Consider the following 18,526-nt stretch of genomic DNA (forward strand, 5'->3'; position numbering starts at 1 on the left):
CTGTTCCGAGGGCGAAGGTGAATGCGCACACCAACGTCACGGGAATGCCCAGCGCCGTGGCGGTTTCCCGATCGTGACGGACCGCCCGGATCCACGTGCCGAGGGTGGTGCGGGACAGGAAGAGGAAGAACACCGCGATGGCCCCTGCCGCGAACAGCGCGGCGAACAGGCGATAGACATCATAATCGATGCCGAACATGTGCACCGTGCCGGGGATCGGCGGCGGCATGCGCCGGGCCTGCGGGCCGAACGTGGCGCGCACCACTTCCTGGAGGATCATCGACAGTCCGAAGGTGGTGACGATGGTCAGCGATGCCGAACTTATGGCCGGCCGGATCACGAGCCGCTCCACCACGAGCCCGAGCAGGAAGCCCAGGAGCGGCACCAGGATCAGGGCGACCCAAAACCCCGTAATGCCGGTGACGACGAGGCCGAGCACGGTCCCGACCATAAAAAAATCGCCGTGCGCGACATTGATGATGTCCAGCAACCCAAAGATGATCGAGAGGCCAAGGGCGATCAGGGCGACGATGAGCCCCCAGACTAGACCGTTGATTGTCAGGGCGATGATAAGATTCGACATAGCTCTCTGGTCGGGTTGGTTTTGAGGATGGTCATCGCTACACGCGTCCAGCGGTACCATGAAAAGATGCAATGGGCTTTGCGCAAAAGATATGCCTTAATGTGCGGCAATTGCTTAGGGAGAAGGCATTCAACCTCGGCGGAGGCCACGTGGCAGCGTGCGACAGTGGGTCTGCCGGCTCCGGTCTTATGCGCAATACGTGCCATCTCCACTTTTCTGGAAACATCTCGGGGCATGGCGGCGGTCGTTGCAAGGGTGCGTGCGGAAATTCACGGTTTGCGGCGCTGGCGCGTGCGCTCACAAATGCCCTTGAAACCGCCCCGCAGGGCGCAATGTCACTTCCGAAAAGTGTTCGTCATGACCATCCACTACCCCCGCTTCAAGGCCGCCGCCTGCCACGCCTCGTCGGTCTTCCTCGATTCGCAGAAAACGGCGGAGAAAGCCTGCGACCTCATCGCTGAAGCGGCGCGGGCCGGAGCGGCCCTGGTGGCGTTTCCCGAATCCTTCCTGCCCGGTTTTCCCGTATGGGCGGCCCTTCAGGCGCCGATCTATAACCATGGCTTCTTCCGAGCCCTGGTGGCGGAGGCGCAGAAGCTCTCCGATGGGGCGATCCGCATCGTCCGCACGGCCGCGCGGCGGCACGGTGTGTTCGTGTCCCTGGGCTTCACCGAGGGCACGGACGCCAGCGTCGGGTGCATCTGGAATTCCAACATTCTCATCGGCCCGGATGGGGCGATCCTCAACCACCATCGCAAGCTGGTGCCGACCTTCTATGAGAAGCTGGTCTGGGCCAGCGGCGATGCACGCGGCCTGCGCGTCACCAACACCGACATCGGCCGTATCGGCATGCTGATCTGCGGGGAGAACACCAATCCGCTCGCCCGCTATGCCCTGATGGCGGAAGGCGAGCAGGTGCATATCTCATCCTATCCGCCGATCTGGCCGACCCGTCCGCCGCAGGAAGACGGGGCCTATGACCTGCGCCGCGCCATCGAGATCCGCGCCGGGGCGCATGCCTTCGAGGCCAAGGTGTTCAACATCGTCGCTTCCGGCTTCGTCGATGCCGCGATGCGCGAGGCGATCGGCAGCATGAACAAGGCCAGCCTGGAGATCGTCGACAATTCGCCGCGCGGCGTTTCCATGATCCTCGATCCCGCCTCCGACGTGATCGGTGACGTGCTCAGCGAGCACGAGGGCATTCTCTATGCCGATATCGATGTCGCCAAATGCGTGGAGCCCAAGCAGTTTCATGACGTGGTGGGCTATTACAACCGCTTCGACATTTTCCAGCTGAACGTGGATCGCACGCCCCGCGAGCCAGCGCATTTTTCTGCCCATGTCGCTGCCGAGACGACGGAGCCTTTCCTGGGGCCGAAGGCCGATTTGAACCAGAGCGAAGAGTCGATGTTCATGCGGGTCACCGGAGCCATATGAGCGTATAAGCGCGACCTGAGCCACCCCGGCGGAGGAACGGTATCGTTTCTCGCAGCCGGCGGGGCCCTGTTGCCCTGGCGATTATTGGCCAAGACCCCATTCTGGTGCGTGGCGCCCTTGGATAGGCCGGCAATGCCCGATCTAATGCGCAGGGTACGGGCAATCAGGATGACAAAATCATGCGCTTTCATGTCGTGACACTCGCACTTGTGTCGACCATCGTGTTTGCCAGCGCGGCATCGGCCCAGCAAAGCGACCTCGCCACCTATTGCAAGGCCGATATCCAGCGCCTCTGCAAGGGCGTGCCGCCCGGTGAAGGTCGCCTCATGACCTGCCTGAAGGCACATTCAAAGGAGATGAGCGTGGGCTGCGCCCAGGCGCTTCAGAAGATGAAGAAGAGCATGTAGTCGGCCTTCATTTCCGCAAACTCCCGCAGCCATGTCCCACCAGATCGCGTCGCAATCTGGTGGGACATGGCGCTCGGCGCAGCAGTTGACATTTGGCTGCGGCAGGCGAGGCTCAAAGGCGGGCATGTGCGGAGTGCGCGATGGTCGATAATGAGGCGGGCGCGGAAGCCGCGTCCACGGCAAACCGACTGATGATGTGGGACGAAGTCGAGCGCGCCGCGAAGGAACTGGGCGCGGACAAGTTCCGGGTTTTTGGCGCCCATGAAGGAGAGGCGGAGCCCACCATCTGGTTCGGCGCCACCTATCTCGACGAAAACGGAAAGTCGGCCGAAGTCATTTCTCCTCCGTTCGAGAATATCTCGACGCTCGCCTTCATAGAGGGCTTCGATGCCATGATCGCACGGGCATTCCTGGCGGAACTTGGCGAACGGGTGCGGCGCAGCGCTGCTGTTCGGGCGTTTCGCGTCCAGGACAGCGCTGAGCGTCCGCCCGAAGGCGCGCATTAGGAGGAAAAGATCGCCGCCTCGCCGCGGGCCGCCGCTCTTTCGTGCGGTCGCTTATTCATATCGATTTGCGTCGAATGGACAGCACCGGAGGGGGGCGCGAGTGATCAGCTCAACCGGAACCATTCCCCACGAACCGCGTTACGCTAACCGAACGGCGCCTTAGGGGGACCCGGGCATTGACGGCCATGATGGAGCACCTGCCGCAACCGGATGAGGCTCCCCGCACAATTCTTGTCGTCGAGGACGAGCCGCTGGTTCGCTTGGTGATCGCTGAGGCTCTGCGGGACCAAAGCTTTTGCGTCGTCGAGGCCGCATCCGCCGAGGAAGCCTTGATGGTACTCGCCGCTGGGCTGGTGGTTGATCTTGTCTTTACCGATGTCCGCATGCCCGGCCGCCTCGATGGGCTTGCTTTCGCACGCCGACTGAAGCGCGAGCGCCCGGACCTTCCGGTCTTGATCACGTCGGGCCATCTGGATCGGCTGGAAGGCGGGGACGCGCCTCCCTTCATCGCGAAGCCCTACATCTTGAGTGACGCTGTCGCTCGTATATCTGCAATATTAGAGCGTGCGGAGGACGAATGAACGAGGCTGGGCAAGTATTCGAAGAACGCCCCCGTGTCCTGGTTCTGGATGCGGATATCCTGGTCCGCCACGTGCTTGCGGAATATCTTCGGACTTGCGGATATCAGGTGGCGGAGGCGGCGAGCGCGGACGAGGCGCTGGATCTGCTGGCCAATGCGGAACAGCCTTTCGATATCCTGCTCGCTGACGTGGTGGCACCCGGGCGGCTCGCGGGCTTCGCGCTCGCCGCGTTCGTGAGGGAACATCACGCCGCCGTCGATGTGATCCTCGCGGGGACCCCGACGCGGGCGGCCAACGAAGCGGCGGAACTCTGCGAAGAAGGGCCGCATCTTGCGCGACCCTATCAGCCGGAATCGGTCGTGGACCGCATCAAGCGGCTGATGGCGGCCCGTGCCCGCAGCCGCTGAGGCTACGGCGCGTCAGTTCAGGGCGTAGCGCACGCCGATACGGAACTGGTGGGTGTTCAGATCCTGAAGCGCAATTATGCCCGCCGAAGCGGACGTACTCGGCATATCGATGGCAATATAGCGATAGCCGAAATCCAGGTTGAGGCTCGGGGCCAGCGCCCAGCTTACGCCGGCTGCCAGTTCCCACGCGAATTGCCAGCTCTGGGTGCTGATTCCGCCCACAGAGAGGAAGGGATCGCGCTCCAGCGCCACGATGCCGAATCCCAGTCCGCCACCGACATAAGGGGTGAGGCCGTTCCAGGTGGCGATGTCCCAATAGGCGCTTGCAAGGGCCGTTGTGACGGTGACGCGCGCATCGCCGCCGGTGGCTGCGGCATTGAACGGGGCCAGATAATCCATCGCCACGTCCGTCCGCAGCCAGGGCGTGAAGCGATAGCCGAGGCCGCCGCCGATCGTCCACGTGCCGTCTTGGGAACTGACCGGAAACGACAGGGCGCCGGTCTGCGCCGCGATATTGGTCGCGGCATACCCCGCGTCGGCGCGGAAGTACCAGCCGGAGGGGGAATCCTCTTCCACCTCCGGCGCATTCAGCGTGAAATCTCCCGCCTTTCCAAGGAAACCCGGGGGCAGGTCCGCGGCAAGACTCGCGGCCGCCAACAACGGGCTTGCCAGCAGCGCGATGGCGATCTGTGTGGCGAGGCGGGGGAGGAGCAAGGGCATCATGCGGGATCCGAGGGGGTGCGAGGCGTTTCCGCTTCGCGCTCACCCACACTCTCAGCAGATGCTTAAATGGCCGTTAACCCTAACAAATCTCTTCCAAACCTTGGGCCTGGCATTGGTGTGGGTCAGGCGAGCCCGGCGGAGCGCCGCCCTTTCAGGCGGCGACGCGCTTCAGGGCGTCGATCACATCGTCGACCACGGTCTCCAGCAGCTCCCGGTCGTCGCCTTCTCCCATGACGCGGATCACCGGCTCGGTGCCGGAGGGGCGAATCAGCAACCGCCCGCGATTGGCGAGCCGCCGCTCGGCATTGGCGATGGCCACTTGCACCTTCTCGTTCTCCAGCGGCGCGCCGGATTGATAGCGCACGTTCTTGAGAATCTGGGGGAGGGCCTCGAATCGATGGCAGATCTCCGATGCCGGCCGGTCCTTGCCGGCGACGACGGCAAGCACCTGCAAGGCCGCCACGAGGCCGTCGCCGGTGGTGGAATAATCCGACAGGATGATGTGGCCGGACTGCTCTCCGCCGACATTATAGCCGTCCGACAGCATGCGCTCGAGCACGTACCGATCGCCCACCGAGGTGCGGGCGAGCGTGAGGCCGATATCGGCGAGATGGCGCTCGAGCCCGAGGTTGGACATCACCGTGGCCACGATGCCGTTGCGCGAGAGCCGGCCGTCCGCCTTGAAGCTCTCCGCCACGACGGCCATGATCTGGTCGCCGTCGATGATATGGCCCTTCTCATCAACCATCAGAACGCGGTCCGCGTCGCCGTCGAGGGCGATTCCGATGTCCGCCCGCACTTCGCGCACCTTGGCCGAGAGGGCTGCGGGCGAAGTGGACCCGACGTCGCGGTTGATGTTCATGCCATCGGGTTCAGCGCCAATGGCGATCACGTCGGCGCCCAGTTCCCACAGCGCCTCGGGCGCGACGCGATAGGCCGCGCCATGGGCACAATCCACCACCACGCGCAGCCCCTCGAACGATTGTCCGCGCGGCAAGGTGCGCTTGGCATATTCGATGTAGCGCGCGTGCACGCCTTCCAGCCGTTTGGCGCGGCCGATTTCCGTGGGCTTGGCGAGCTTGCGGCTGAGGTCCTGATCGACCAGTTCCTCGATATCCATCTCGATGGCGTCGGACAGCTTGAATCCATCGGGGCCGAACAGCTTGATGCCGTTGTCGTCGAACAGATTGTGCGACGCCGAGATCATCACGCCGAGATCGGCGCGCATGGAACGGGTCAGCATGCCGACCGCGGGCGTCGGCATGGGACCAAGGAGCAGGACATCGAGGCCGACGGAGGTGAACCCCGCCACCAGAGCATTCTCGATCATGTATCCCGACAGGCGCGTATCTTTGCCGATCACCACCCGGTGACGATGCTCGCCGCGCCGGAAGATGATTCCGGCGGCCATGCCGACACGCAGGGCGAGATCCGCCGTGAGCGTCGCGTTGGCGCGGCCGCGGACGCCATCAGTGCCGAAATATTTGCGTGTCATCTGATGGGTCCCCGCACCCCTGGTTGTCGAGGCCTGGTCTCCTGGTGCCGAGACGAGCTGCAGAGGATCCGCGCTCCGCCCGTTCCTGAAAGGTGCCAAACCCAATTCGCACAGCGTTCACCGCCATGTAGCATGGCGAAACGTCAAGGCGGGTCAATTTTTATGAGCGTAGGTGACAATTCCTACCTGAAACGCCCAAAACGTGACCGATGGCGCGAAACACATGACTTGAGATTGCCCGATCCGGCGGCTGGGTGCTACCGCTGGGCGCAACAGGCTTTTCCAGGAGTGTCTTTCCCGTGCCATCCCCGACCCTCGATGTGCTCACCATCGGCAACGCGATTGTCGATGTCATCGCCCGCGCAGAGGAGGACTTCCTCCTGTCCCAGGCCATGCCCAAGGGCTCCATGACGTTGATCGATGAAGGGAGGGCAGAATCCCTTTATGGCGCGATGGGTCCGGGCGTTGAAATCTCCGGCGGCTCGGCGGCCAATACGGCGGCGGGCATCGCTTCCTTTGGTGCGCGTGCCGGCTTCGTGGGTCTGGTGCGGCAGGATGGCCTCGGCACGGTGTTCGCCCATGACATCCGCGCCGCCGGCGTCGCCTATGCGACCCCCGCAGCCCCCGAGGGGCCGGCCACGGCCCGATGCCTGATTCTGGTGACGCCGGACGGTGAGCGTACCATGAATACTTATCTGGGCGCCGCGCAGAACCTCACCCCGGCACAGATTGATGCAGCCGTTGTGGAGAGTGCCGGCATCACCTATCTCGAAGGCTATCTGTGGGATCCGCCGCCGGCCAAGCAGGCGTTCCTCAAGGCCGCGGAGATCGCCCATGCGGCCGGTCGTCAGGTGGCGCTGAGCCTGTCCGATGCCTTTTGTGTGGATCGCTATCGCGCCGAATTCCTCGACCTGCTGCGCACCGGCGTCGTCGATCTCGTGTTCTGCAACGAAGCCGAGGTGAAGTCGCTCTACCAGACGGCCGACATCGACACCGCCCTGGTGCAGGTGCGCCGCGACGCCCGCCAGGCGGTGGTCACCCGCAGCGAGAAGGGTGCGGTTTTTCTCACCGCCGATGCAACGGTCTCGGTGCCGGCGCATCCGGTCTTGGAGGTGGTGGACACCACCGGCGCCGGCGACCTGTTCGCGGCCGGCTTCCTGTTCGGCCACGCGACCGGGCGCGATCCCGCGACAGCGCTGCGCCTCGGGGCGTTGGCGGCGAGCGAGGTCATCTCCCATCTCGGCGCACGGCCCCAGAAGGACCTGATCGTCCTGGCGCAAGAGGGCGGCCTTCTGAAGTGAACGAGCTTGTCGCGCAGGAAGACGGCGCCACGCGCGCGCTCCGCCAGATCGACGGCGGGGCGCGCACCTTGCTGGTGCTCGGCGGCGCCGGCACCGGCAAGACCACCTTCCTGCACGAATTGCGCAAGATGCCGCGCGGACGTCAGGTGTTCCTGGCGCCCACCGGCGTTGCCGCCCTCCAATTGGGCGGGCAGACCATCCATTCCTTCTTCGGCATTCCCCCGCGCATCCTCAATCCCGACGAGGTGAAGCCGCGGGTGCAGGTGCGGCGCCTGCTGAAGAAGCTGGACCGCGTCATCATCGACGAAATCTCGATGGTGCGTGCCGATCTGCTCGACACGGTGGACCGCGCGCTGCGCATTTCGCGCGACAATTCCGAGCCCTTCGGCGGCGTGCAGATGGTGCTCGTGGGCGATTTCCTGCAATTGCCGCCGGTGGTGCCGCTGGCCGAGCAGGACATGCTCTCCCGCATGGGCTACGAGGGGCCCTTCGCCTTTCACGCGAAGGCGCTGGCGGAACAGGAACTGGCCCGCGCCCCGTTCCTTACCGTGCATCGCCAGAGCGACCGCGCCTTTATTGCCCATCTCGCCAATCTGCGCCGGGGCGAGCGCATGCGCGAGACGCTGGAAGCGATCAATGCCGCCTGCGTGCGGCCGCACCGGCCGGGCGTGCAGCCGGTGCTTCTCACCCCCACCAATGCGCGGGCGGATGCCTATAACCAGCGCGGCCTCGCCAATCTGGCGGGGGAGGCGCGCGAATTCGGCGGCGTGCTGAAGGGCGAGTTCGGCCTGGAGGGCGACCGCCTGCCGGTGCCGGAACGCCTCGTGCTCAAGCCTGGGGCACGCGTTATGACGTTGCGCAATGATCCGGCCCGGCGCTGGGTCAATGGATCGGTGGGCACGGTGGTGGGCATCGGCGCCCATAGCGCCGTGGTCCGGCTCGACAGCGGCGCGACGGTGGAGATCGAGAGTTTTACCTGGGAGCGCATCCGCTACGGCTGGGACGAGCCGTCCGGGCGCATCGACGTGCAGGTGGTGGGTGCCTATACCCAGCTTCCGCTTGTGCCCGCCTGGGCCATGACCATGCACAAGGCCCAGGGCCTGACCTTGGAAGACGTGCGAATCGATTTCGACAATGGCGCCTTCGCCGCCGGGCAAGCCTATGTGGCGTTGTCGCGCGCCCGGTCGCTGGAGGGCATGTCGCTGGTGCGCGAGATCCGTCCTTCCGACATTCGCGTGGACCGGCGCGTTGCCGCCTTCATGGCCGCTTTTGAATCGGGCGAAATGTAGCCGCGCGGCCGCGCGTGCTGGGGGGATGCAGGTCCGGCGCGGGCTTCACACGTCCGGCGCAGGCTTCAAGGGCAAGACAAGGCGACCCCGGTCGCCTTGTCTCAAGTCCGGTCGGGTCGCGTTCAGGACAGGCGCTCGACCGCCATGGCGGTGGCTTCGCCGCCGCCGATGCACAGCGAGGCGATGCCGCGCTTGAGGTCGTATTTTTCCAGCGCCGCCAGCAAAGTCACCAGCACCCGCGCGCCTGACGCGCCGATGGGATGGCCGAGCGCGCAGGCGCCGCCGTGCACGTTCACCTTCTCATGGGGCAGGCCAAGGTCGTGCATGGCCGCCATCGCCACCACCGCGAACGCCTCGTTCACCTCGAACAGGTCCACATCCTCCAGATCCCAGCCGGTGCGGGCGCTCAAGGCCCGGATCGCGCCGATGGGGGCGGTGGGGAACAGGTTCGGCGCCTGGGCATGGGTCGCGTGGCCGCGCACCGCCGCGAGCGGGGTAAGGCCACGCTTCTCCGCCTCCGACAGGCGCATCATCACGAGTGCGGCGGCACCATCCGAGATGGAGGAGGAGTTCGCCGCCGTCACCGTGCCGCCCTCGCGGAAGGCCGGCTTCAGGGTCGGGATCTTGTCCATCTTGGCTTTGGGCGGCTGCTCGTCCTCGCGCACCACCCGCTCGGCCTTGCCCGACTTGACGGTGACGGGAACGATTTCCTTCACGAAGCTGCCGTTTGAGATCGCCTTCTGGGCGCGCTCCAGGGAGGCGATGGCGAAATCGTCCTGCGCCTTGCGGGTGAATTGGAACGCCTCGGCGCAATCCTCCGCGAAGGTGCCCATGAGGCGGCCCTTGTCATAGGCATCCTCGAGCCCGTCGAAGAACATGTGGTCCAGCACCTTGCCGTGGCCCATGCGATAGCCGGAACGGGCGCGATCCAGCAGATAGGGCGCGTTGGTCATGCTCTCCATGCCGCCCGCTACGGCGACCTCGGCGCTGCCGGCGAACAGCAAATCATGCGCGAACATGGCGGCCTTCATGCCGGAGCCGCACATCTTGTTGACCGTGGTGGCTCCGGCCGAGAGCGGCAGGCCGGCGCCGATGGCGGCTTGCCGCGCCGGGGCCTGGCCCTGGCCGGCCGGCAGAACGCAGCCGAACACCACTTCCTGCACCGCCTCGGGCGGGAGCCCGGCGCGCTCCAGGGCGGCGGCGATAGCGGCGGCGCCGAGCTGCGGGGCGGTCATGTCCTTCAACTCGCCCTGGAAGCCGCCCATGGGGGTGCGGGCAGCGGAAACGATGACGATGGGGTCGGCTTGGGAGTCTTGCTGGCTCATGATGTGAAACTCCTTCAGCGCGGAGGCATCCGCAGGGCGCCGTCGAGGCGAATGACTTCGCCGTTCAGCATGGTGTTTTCGCAAATGTGCTGGACCAGGGCGGCGTATTCGCCGGGATGGCCGAGGCGGGACGGGAAGGGTACGCTCTTGCCGAGCGCGTCCTGGATCTCCCGCGACATGCCGGCCATCATCGGGGTTTCGAAGATGCCCGGAGCGATGGTGACAACCCTGATGCCGAGGCGCGCCAGCTCGCGGGCGATCGGCAAGGTCAGTCCGACCACGCCGGCCTTTGAGGCCGCATAGGCGGCTTGGCCGATCTGCCCATCATAGGCGGCGATGGAGGCGGTGTTGATGATCACGCCGCGCTCGCCGTCCGCTCCGGGCTGCTCCTTCGCGATGGCGTCGGCGGCAAGGCGGATCATGTTGAACGTGCCGATGAGATTGATGTTCACCGCGCGCGCGAAGCTCTCCAGCCGGTGCGGGCCCTCGCGGCCCACGACCTTCTCGCCGGGCGCGATGCCGGCGCAGTTCACCAGGCCATGGAGATGACCGAAGCTCTCCAGCGCCAGGCGGACCGCCGTTTGCCCGTCGGCTTCCTGAGTCACGTCGGTGGGGGAGAAGCGAGCGCTTGCACCCAACTCCTGCGCCACCGCCTCGCCTGCCGTCGCGTTGATGTCGGCAACGACGACCTTCGCTCCCCCGCTGACCAGATGGCGCGCCACCGCCGCGCCGAGCCCGGAGCCGGCGCCCGTCACGAGAAAGACTTTGTCCTTGATCTGCATGGATTTTCGTCCTCCCGACGCCGCGTCCTTGATGGTCCGCACGGCGTTTCGATGGTGCGACTTAACGCCGGGATGATATGGCAATCCATGCCCACCTGATCATAAAATGATGATCGCTTTTGCAATGAGGTGATCCGTGCCGGGGCAGGGTTTCGAGAATGATGCCGGCCGGCGCATGATCTCCCCCGGCTTCGTGGAGGATATGCTGACCTGCGTCCGGGCGCGGGGGCTCGATCCCGTGCCGCTGCTTCTGGCGGCGGGCTTGCCGCCCAAAGTGGGCGAGCAGGTTTCCGCTGAGCAATATGGCCTGCTGTGGCGGGAGATCGCGCGGGCGCTGGACGACGAGTTCCTTGCCCTCGGCCTGCGGCCCCTGCGGCCGGGCGGTTTTGCCTTGCTGTGCCAATGTGTTTTGCACACCGCCACGCTGGAGCAGGCACTACGGCGCACCTTGCGGTTCCTCAATGTGATGCTGGAGGAGCCGGCGGGCGAATTGGTGGTGGCCGACGGGCTGGCGCAGATCCTCCTCCGGGAGGCCGGGCCGGCGCGGTCCGCCTTCGCCTACCGCACCTATTGGATCATCCTGCACGGCATTGCTTGCTGGCTGGTGGGGCGGCGCATCTCCTTGCGATTGGTGGATTTTCGCTGCCCCGAGCCGGAGCGGGGCGCGGAATATCGCCAATTCTTCGGCGCGCCCGTCGGGTTCGGGCAGGGCCTCAGCCGGCTGGCCTTCGATGCCGAGTTCCTGCGCCTGCCAGTGATCCGCAACGAGAAGGCCCTGAAGGAGTTTCTCCAGCGCGCACCCGCCAATATCCTGGTGCGCTACCGCCATGATGCGGGCCTCACCGCCGGGGTGCGGCGGCGTCTGCGGGAGGCGTCTCCGGCCGCTTGGCCGCGGTTTGAGGAGCTGGCGCGCCAGATGCGGTTGCCGGCCTCCACCTTGCGGCGCCGGCTGCGGGAGGAGGGGCAGAGTTACCAGGCGATCAAGGATGAGATTCGCCGCGACCGGGCCATGGCCCTGCTGGCGGACGGGGCGCGGCCGGTGGCGGAAATCGCGGAAGTGCTTGGTTTTGCTGAGCCGAGCGCCTTTCACCGGGCGTTCCGCAAATGGGCCGCCATGAGCCCTGCCGCCTTCCGCAGGAGCCGGAACCACGGTCAAGCTGCCGGTTGAGACCGATTTGCGGCGATCGCTGCGGGATCGGCGCCGGGCGGGAAGAACGCCGCGGAAAAGAGCAGGTTCGGCGTTCTTTCGGGGAATTCTGCCGAGGAAATCGCAAGTTCCGCAGAATTCTTCGCGAGGCGTGCGTGGATCATAATGCGAACTAAATCTGTAAAATTTGAATCAATCCAGTCTTGTTGCGTGATAGGCGGTTCCAGCATATCTGTGTCGCGAGGCCGGCGCCAATTTCCTATGGTGAAGGCGCCGCCCGTGCCGCCCGTGCATGCGGCTTCGGGCACGATGGGTCGAACGCAGCGGGAAGACGTCCTTCATGTCTAAGGTGACAGGCGCAGGCGCCTTCTTCGAATGGCTGGATGGCGCGGCCGATGGCCTCGACACCGCAACCGCGCAGGCGGCGGACCTGCTGCCGGCGCTCGCCGGCTCCGGGCTTGTGGCGGCCGGCGTGCCGCAGGCGTTGGGGGGCAGTGGCGGGACGGTGGCGGACGGGGTGCGGGCGATCGCGCAGGCTTCGGCCCGCTCGCTTGCCGCCGGCTTTGTCCTGTGGGGCCATCGCACCTATATCGAATATCTGCTCCAGAGCCCGAATGAGGATCTGCGCGGCCGGCATCTTCCCCCGCTGCTTGAGGGCTCTCTGGCCGGCGCCACCGGCCTGTCCAATGCCATGAAGTTTCTGGCCGGCCTGGAAGGTCTTCAGGTCAGCGCGCGGCCGGGGGAGGGGGGCTATCGGCTCGACGGCAAGTTGCCGTGGGTTACGAACCTGCGGCCGCAGGGCTTTCATGTCGCCGCTGCCGTCGCAAATGGGGAGGGCACCGCCTTCGTCGCGTCCCTGGCCTCGGACGCGCCGGGCCTGGAGCGGTCGACGGACCTCGACCTGATCGCCATGCGCGGCACCCATACGGCGGCGGTGACGATCCGCGACCTTGCCTTGTCGCCGGCCGATATTCTCCACCCGGTCGCGGCGGAATGGCTGCCGCGCGTGCGCCCGGCGTTTCTCGGCTTGCAGATCGGCATGTCCATCGGCCTCGCGCGGCGGGCGCTGGAGGAGGCGCGCGGCCATATCGCCGATGCCGGCCGCCATGTCTTGAGCGCGCCCATCGCCGAGGCCGCCCGCGCGGTGGACGTGCAGGAGAATGCCTTGTTCGAGGGGCTTGCGAGCGGGGCCTTCGCCGCCGCCGCCGCGCCCTTGTTCAAGATCCGCATTGCCCTTGCGGAGATCGCCAGCACGGCCGTGGGGCTGGAATTGCAGGCGTCCGGCGGGCGAGCCTATCTCGCCACGCCGGGACGCGATTTTGCGCGCCGCTGGCGCGAATCCGCCTTCCTTCCGGTGATTACGCCGAACCTGGTTCAGCTCAAGGCGGCCCTGGCCGAGCATGCGGCGAAGGCCGCGCCGGGAAGTGGCCACGCAGCATGAGCCTGCCTGTTTCCTCCGACCGTGAGGCGGGGTCCGGCCCCGCCCTTGAGGCGCGGGGCATTGCCCTGCGCTATCCTGGCGCGGCACAAGATGTGCTCTCCGGCTTCGATCTCATCCTTGCACCGGGCGAGGTGGTGACCATCCTCGGGCCGAGCGGGGTGGGCAAATCCAGCTTGCTGCGGGTTCTCGGCGGGCTCCAGGCACCCACCTCCGGCACGGTGCTGATGGACGATGCGCCCCTGCGCGGCGTGCATCCGCGCGTTGCCGTGGCGTTCCAGGACCCGAGCCTTCTGCCCTGGCTGACGCTGGAAAAGAATGTCGCCTTCGGCCTCGATTTCAAGCACCAGCCCGCCTTGTCGCGGGCCGAGCGGGAGGCGCGGGTGAGCGCGGCCATTGCCGAAGTGGGGCTCTCCCATGCTCGTCGCCAGCATCCCTCAGCTTTGTCCGGCGGCATGGCCCAGCGCACGGCGCTCGCCCGGTGCCTGGCCCGCAAGCCCAGGGTGCTGCTGCTGGATGAACCATTCGGCGCACTGGATGAAGTGACCCGCGCCGAAATGCAGGTGCTCCTGCGCAAGGTGGTGGCGGATACCGGCACCGCCGCGATCCTGATTACCCACGACATCGACGAGGCGCTTCTTCTCTCCGACCGCATCGTTCTGCTCGGCGGCGCGCCGGCCCGGCAGATCGGCCAATGGACGATTGCCCTGCCGTTCCCCCGCGAGGATGCGGTGGAGGAATTGGGCACCTTGCGCATCGAAATCCTCTCGACCCTCCGCAATGCGGTTCGCCGCCAGCACACGGATGTCAGCCATGCCCACGCATGAGTATTTCTCCCGTCGCGACATCATGAAGCTTTCCGCCCTGCTCACCGCTGCCGGTGCGCTGCCGCTGCTGAATGCCTATCAGGCCCGCGCCCAGGAGCCCGACGCCCCGGTGCGCATCGGCTATCTCCCGATCACCGATGCCACGCCCCTCCTGGTGGCGCACGCGAACGGCTATTTCGAAGCCGAGGGCATCAAGGCGGAAAAGCCGGTGCTGCTGCGCTCCTGGGCGCAGATCGTGGAGGCCTTCATCTCGGGCCAGGTGAATGTGGTGCACCTGCTTTCGCCCATCACCGTATGGGCGCGCTTCGGCTCCAAGGCGCCGGCCAAGGTGGTGGCGTGGAACCATATGGCCGGCTCGGGCCTCACCGTGCTGCCGGAGATCAATTCGGTGAAGGATCTCGGCGGCAAGACCGTGGCGATCCCGTTCTGGTATTCGATCCACAATGTGGTGCTGCAGGCCCTGCTGAAGGAAAACGGCCTCACCCCGGTCAGCAAGCGCACCGGCACGCCCGCCGCCGACGAGGTGAACCTCGTCATCATGGCCCCCTCCGACATGGTGCCCGCGCTCGCCACCAAGCAGGTGGCCGGCTACATCGTCGCCGAGCCGTTCAATGCGGCGGCGGAGCTGCAGGGCATCGGCAAGGTGCTGCGCTTCACCGGCGACGTGTGGAAGGACCATGCGTGCTGTGTCGTGTTCATGCACGAGCGCGACCTGAACGAGCGGCCCGAATGGTCGCAGAAGGTGGTCAATGCCATGGTCAAGGCGCAGGTGTGGACCCGCTCCCACCGGGCCGAGACCGCCCTTCTGCTCTCCAAGGACGGGCCGAACAAATATACCCCCCACACTCCGGCGGTGCTCACCAAGGTGCTGGCGCCGGCGCCTGCGGACGAGGCGGCCTATGTGGCCTCCGGCGCCATCCGCCATCCCGAATGGCGCGAGCAGCGCATCGATTTCCAGCCTTATCCCTATGCCAGCTACACCGAGGAATTGGTGCGTCGCCTGAAGGGCACGCTGATCGAGGGCGACCATGCCTTTCTCGACCAGTTGGACCCGGCGTTCGCGGCGCGCGATCTGGTGGACGACCGCTTTGTGAAGAAGGCGGTTCTTGCGGCCGGCGGCCTCAGCGCCTTCGGCGCGCCGGACGGGTTCGAGCGGCAGGAAGTCATTGTGGTGTAAGGCGCGGTCTTGGGGCGTCTTGCCGCTCTCTTTCCGGTTTGCTCCCTCTATTGTCGGACGCAACCCCCTCTCCCCGCCGGGGAGAGGGCCGGGGTGAGGGGGCCGAGAGCGGATTTCGAGGGCGCGAACCCCCTCACCCGCCCGCTGCGCGGTCGACCTCTCCCCCTCGGGGAGAGGTGAAGGCTCAGGATTCCGCTCTCCCGGTGGGGGAGAGGTGGGGGTGTCAGGATTCCCCCCCTCTCCCCGCCGGCGAAAGGGTTGGGGTGAGGGGGCCGAGAGCGGATTTTGAGGGCGCGACCCCCCTCACCCGCCCGCTGCGCGGTCGACCTCTCCCCGTGGGGGAGAGGTGGGTACGGAGAGGGTGGGTAGGGGAGAGGTGGGGTGGAGAGGCGGGAAACCATCGCGCCGCCCCGACGCGGTTTCCCACCAATGCGTTTTTTCATAGATTGAAGCCGCACATGACGCACCAGCCGGACATATCGACCGCCCCCCTTCCGCCCGCTGCGGCCAGGTCCGCGCCGGCCCGGACCACGGGCGGGCCGACCGCGTTTGCCGCGCGGCTGGCGCTCGGGCTGGGCGGGCTCGCGGTGGTGTTCGCTCTGTGGTGGCTGGGAACCGACGTGCTGGCGCAGAAGGGCTCGTTCCTCGCCCGATTCTCGCCGCTGACCGCCGTGCCGGCCCTGTTCGATCTGCTGCTCCATTCCGATCTGCCGCTGCATGTCATGATGAGCCTGAAGCGGATCGGCGTCGGACTCGGCTTCGCGCTGCTGATCGGCGTGCCGCTGGGCCTCGCGGTGGGCAGTTTCCAGATGGTGGAGGCGGCCACCAGTCCGGCATTCCAATTCCTGCGCATGATCTCGCCGCTGTCCTGGATGCCGATCGCGGTGATGGTGTTCGGGGTCGGCGACAGTCCGATCTATTTCCTGCTCACCTTCGCCGCCGTCTGGCCGATCCTGCTCAACACCGCCGCCGGCGTGCGGGCGCTCGACCCGCGCTGGCTCCAGCTTTCGCGCAGCCTGGCCGCAACGCCGCTGGAGACCCTGTGGCGGGTGGTGGTGCCCGGCGTGCTCGGCCATGTGCTGACCGGCGTGCGGCTGGCCATCGGCATTTTGTGGATCGTGCTGGTGCCGTGCGAAATGCTGGGGGTGTCCGCCGGGCTCGGCTATTTCATCCTCGATACCCGCGACCGGCTCGCCTATTCGGAGCTGATGGCCACGGTACTGCTGATCGGTATCCTGGGCTTCGCCCTGGACAGCCTCGCGCGGGCGCTCTACCGCATGTGGGCGCCGGGAGGCTGAGGCCCGACGCGGCGGACCTCAGCGAGCGCCCTCTTCAGACCACGTCCTTGCGGCCGATGATGGCGAAGCGCAGGCGCGAGGAGATGAAGTCGATCACCGCCACCATGATCAGCATCATGAGGACGAGGAAGCTCACCTTCTGCCATTCCAGCACGCGGATCTGCTCCACCAGATGCAGGCCGAGGCCGCCCGCGCCGACGATGCCGACGATGGTGGACTGGCGCGAATTGCTCTCGAAGATGTAGAGCACCTGGCTGGTGAGCACCGGCATGACCTGCGGCAGCAGGCCGAAGCGCACCGCATCCAGCGCCGTGCCGCCGGTGGAGAGAATGCCCTCCACCGCCTTGCGGTCGGTGGCCTCGATGGCCTCGGAAAACAGCTTCGCCAGGATGCCCACGCTGGCGGTGGCGATGGCCAATATGCCGGCGAACGGCCCGAGGCCCACCACGGTGACGAAGATCAGCGCCCAGATCAGCCGGTCGATGCCGCGCAGCACGTCGAGGATCCGCCGCACCAGCATGTGCAGGACCAGATTCGGCACCACGTTGCGGGCGGCCAGGAACCCCATCGGCACGGCGATGACCGCGCCGACGAAGGTGCCGAGGAAGGCGATCGACAGGGTTTCCCCGAGCGCGTGGATATAGAGGTGCAACTGGGTGCCGGGGTCGGGCGGCACCATCAGGGTGATGAACAGCCAGAGCTGGCGGATGCCGCTGCCGATGCGCGCGAAGCTGAATTCCAGCTGCCACATGGCATAGAGCGCGAGCAGCACCAGCACCACGATAGAGCCCAAGGTCCAGACGCGCTGGGCGAGGGAGGGATTGAAGATCTGCGGATGCAGGGCCGCGAGGCGGGCGCGGCCGGCGGCATCGGGGGTGAGGCGGGCGCGGTTCATGCGCGGCGCTCCGTGCCCAGCAGCGAATGGCGCACCCGCTCGGTGACGAGGTCGATGATCACCACCGTGCCGATGATCAGCAGCAGGATGGCCGAGACATCGGAATAATAGAATTTGCGGATCGCCTCCACCAGGTCCTGGCCGATGCCGCCGGCGCCGACGAACCCCATGATGGCGGCCTCGCGCACATTCTCCTCAAAGCGCAGCAGGCCGTAGGAGGCGAAATTGGAGAGCACCTGGGGCAGCACCGCGAAGCGCACGGTCTGCACCCAGTCGGCGCCCGAGGCGGTCGCCCCGTCCACCGGCTTCATGTCGATGTTCTCCACCACCTCGGCGAACAATTTGCCGAGCGAACCCATGGTGTGGATCGACAGCGCCAGCACGCCGGGCATGGGGCCGAGGCCGAACGCCACCACGAACAGCAGGGCGAACACGATCTCCGGCACGGTGCGGCAGAATTCCAGGAAGCGGCGCACGCCCATCCTGATCCAGGGTGACCGCACGAGGTTCGCGCTGGCGAGAAAGCACAGGCAGAACGCCCCGATGCCGCCGAACACCGTGCCGAGATAGGCAATGAGAATGGTATCCCACAGCAGCCTCAGCCAATGGTCCAGGTTCCAGAACCATTCGCCGAGGTCGGCGCCGAGATTGGCCAGGGTGAGGGCCGGGGTGATGTCGTAGAAATAATTCCCGAGCCGCCCCGCATTTTCCAGGAACACGCCCGGCTTGACCTCGCCCATCCAGGAGGAGAGGGCGATGCAGACCACGATCGCGGCGAGGCCGATATAGACATGGCGCCGGCGCGAGGCCATGGCCGCCGCATAATGGCGCGCCAGTGGCGCAAGCTGCTCGGCTGGCAGGGTCGCGAAGGCATGGGGCAGGGGAAAGGGCATGGTCTCTTTGCTCTGGTC

Annotated in this window: 20 protein-coding genes; 12 read left to right on the top strand and 8 right to left on the bottom strand. The window is 66.3% G+C overall.

The annotated features are described in order from the left end of the window. Positions 1-583: branched-chain amino acid ABC transporter permease (locus tag V5F77_RS12100; RefSeq protein WP_429005606.1), on the bottom strand; the 583-nt coding region annotated here is incomplete at its 3' end. Between the two features lie 357 nt (positions 584-940). Between V5F77_RS12100 and V5F77_RS12105 the strand changes: the two genes are divergently transcribed. From V5F77_RS12105 to V5F77_RS12125, 5 genes are all read left to right on the top strand, one after another. Further along, entirely contained in the window at positions 941-2,017 is a 1,077-nt protein-coding gene (locus V5F77_RS12105) for a carbon-nitrogen hydrolase family protein (RefSeq protein ID WP_429005607.1), read from the top strand. 179 nt (positions 2,018-2,196) lie between these two features. Then, positions 2,197-2,424: a cysteine rich repeat-containing protein gene (locus V5F77_RS12110; protein ID WP_429005608.1), complete on the top strand. Its 228-nt coding sequence runs from the start codon at positions 2,197-2,199 to the stop codon at positions 2,422-2,424. A gap of 140 nt (positions 2,425-2,564) precedes the next feature. Further along, entirely contained in the window at positions 2,565-2,930 is a 366-nt protein-coding gene (locus tag V5F77_RS12115; protein ID WP_429005609.1) for a hypothetical protein, read from the top strand. 185 nt (positions 2,931-3,115) lie between these two features. Next, positions 3,116-3,511, top strand: coding sequence for a response regulator (locus tag V5F77_RS12120; RefSeq protein ID WP_429005610.1), 396 nt, complete (start codon positions 3,116-3,118; stop codon positions 3,509-3,511). Then, a complete protein-coding gene (locus V5F77_RS12125) occupies positions 3,508-3,918 on the top strand; it encodes a response regulator (RefSeq protein WP_429005611.1) in 411 nt (136 codons plus the stop codon). Before V5F77_RS12120 ends, V5F77_RS12125 begins: the two co-directional genes overlap by 4 nt. Before the next feature lie 12 nt (positions 3,919-3,930). Here V5F77_RS12125 and V5F77_RS12130 read toward each other — a convergent pair whose 3' ends face one another. After that, entirely contained in the window at positions 3,931-4,641 is a 711-nt protein-coding gene (locus V5F77_RS12130) for an outer membrane protein (protein ID WP_429005612.1), read from the bottom strand. 151 nt (positions 4,642-4,792) lie between these two features. Next, entirely contained in the window at positions 4,793-6,136 is a 1,344-nt protein-coding gene (gene glmM / locus V5F77_RS12135; protein WP_429005613.1) for a phosphoglucosamine mutase, read from the bottom strand. Between the two features lie 299 nt (positions 6,137-6,435). Here glmM and V5F77_RS12140 point away from each other — a divergent pair, with 299 nt between their 5' ends. After that, entirely contained in the window at positions 6,436-7,437 is a 1,002-nt protein-coding gene (locus V5F77_RS12140) for an adenosine kinase (protein ID WP_429005614.1), read from the top strand. Beyond that, positions 7,434-8,726, top strand: a complete 1,293-nt coding sequence (locus tag V5F77_RS12145; RefSeq protein ID WP_429005615.1) for an ATP-dependent DNA helicase — start codon at positions 7,434-7,436, stop codon at positions 8,724-8,726. The genes V5F77_RS12140 and V5F77_RS12145 overlap by 4 nt, the downstream gene beginning before the upstream one ends. 122 nt (positions 8,727-8,848) lie before the next feature. Here the strand turns inward: V5F77_RS12145 and V5F77_RS12150 are convergent, their stop codons facing one another. Together V5F77_RS12150 and V5F77_RS12155 are read right to left on the bottom strand one after the other, a co-directional pair. Beyond that, on the bottom strand, positions 8,849-10,051 hold the full coding sequence (locus V5F77_RS12150; RefSeq protein WP_429005616.1) for an acetyl-CoA C-acetyltransferase: 1,203 nt from the start codon (positions 10,049-10,051) through the stop codon (positions 8,849-8,851). Positions 10,052-10,065: 14 nt separating this feature from the next. Continuing rightward, entirely contained in the window at positions 10,066-10,833 is a 768-nt protein-coding gene (locus V5F77_RS12155) for a 3-hydroxyacyl-CoA dehydrogenase (protein WP_429005617.1), read from the bottom strand. Positions 10,834-11,008: 175 nt separating this feature from the next. On the opposite strand from V5F77_RS12155, the gene V5F77_RS12160 reads away from it, so the two are divergent. Continuing rightward, the gene (locus V5F77_RS12160; protein WP_429005726.1) at positions 11,009-12,001 is read left to right on the top strand and encodes an AraC family transcriptional regulator; all 993 of its coding nucleotides are present in this window, start codon (positions 11,009-11,011) and stop codon (positions 11,999-12,001) included. Here the strand turns inward: V5F77_RS12160 and V5F77_RS12165 are convergent. Then, positions 11,986-12,210, bottom strand: coding sequence for a hypothetical protein (locus V5F77_RS12165; protein ID WP_429005618.1), 225 nt, complete (start codon positions 12,208-12,210; stop codon positions 11,986-11,988). The two genes, V5F77_RS12160 and V5F77_RS12165, sit on opposite strands and share 16 nt — an antisense overlap. A 110-nt stretch (positions 12,211-12,320) precedes the next feature. Between V5F77_RS12165 and V5F77_RS12170 the strand changes: the two genes are divergently transcribed. The 4 genes from V5F77_RS12170 to V5F77_RS12185 all read left to right on the top strand — a co-directional run bounded on the left by V5F77_RS12170 (position 12,321) and on the right by V5F77_RS12185 (position 16,720). Beyond that, positions 12,321-13,421 (top strand): acyl-CoA dehydrogenase family protein, encoded by a 1,101-nt coding sequence (locus tag V5F77_RS12170; RefSeq protein WP_429005619.1) that lies wholly within the window; start codon positions 12,321-12,323, stop codon positions 13,419-13,421. Then, entirely contained in the window at positions 13,418-14,245 is an 828-nt protein-coding gene (locus tag V5F77_RS12175; protein WP_429005620.1) for an ABC transporter ATP-binding protein, read from the top strand. The genes V5F77_RS12170 and V5F77_RS12175 overlap by 4 nt, the downstream gene beginning before the upstream one ends. Then, entirely contained in the window at positions 14,232-15,422 is a 1,191-nt protein-coding gene (locus V5F77_RS12180; protein ID WP_429005621.1) for an ABC transporter substrate-binding protein, read from the top strand. The genes V5F77_RS12175 and V5F77_RS12180 overlap by 14 nt, the downstream gene beginning before the upstream one ends. A gap of 458 nt (positions 15,423-15,880) precedes the next feature. Further along, the gene (locus V5F77_RS12185; protein ID WP_429005622.1) at positions 15,881-16,720 is read left to right on the top strand and encodes an ABC transporter permease; all 840 of its coding nucleotides are present in this window, start codon (positions 15,881-15,883) and stop codon (positions 16,718-16,720) included. Positions 16,721-16,754: 34 nt separating this feature from the next. Here the strand turns inward: V5F77_RS12185 and phnE (V5F77_RS12190) are convergent, their stop codons facing one another. Together phnE (V5F77_RS12190) and phnE (V5F77_RS12195) are read right to left on the bottom strand one after the other, a co-directional pair. Beyond that, positions 16,755-17,615 carry a phosphonate ABC transporter, permease protein PhnE gene (phnE, locus tag V5F77_RS12190; RefSeq protein ID WP_429005623.1) on the bottom strand — a complete coding sequence of 287 codons (861 nt, stop codon included), beginning with the start codon at positions 17,613-17,615 and terminating at the stop codon, positions 16,755-16,757. Further along, positions 17,612-18,508 (bottom strand): phosphonate ABC transporter, permease protein PhnE, encoded by an 897-nt coding sequence (gene phnE / locus V5F77_RS12195; protein ID WP_429005624.1) that lies wholly within the window; start codon positions 18,506-18,508, stop codon positions 17,612-17,614. The genes phnE (V5F77_RS12190) and phnE (V5F77_RS12195) overlap by 4 nt, the downstream gene beginning before the upstream one ends. Positions 18,509-18,526 lie beyond the last annotated feature (18 nt).

It is taken from the genome of Roseixanthobacter psychrophilus, from assembly GCF_043195195.1.
Lineage (GTDB): Bacteria > Pseudomonadota > Alphaproteobacteria > Rhizobiales > Xanthobacteraceae > NCEH01.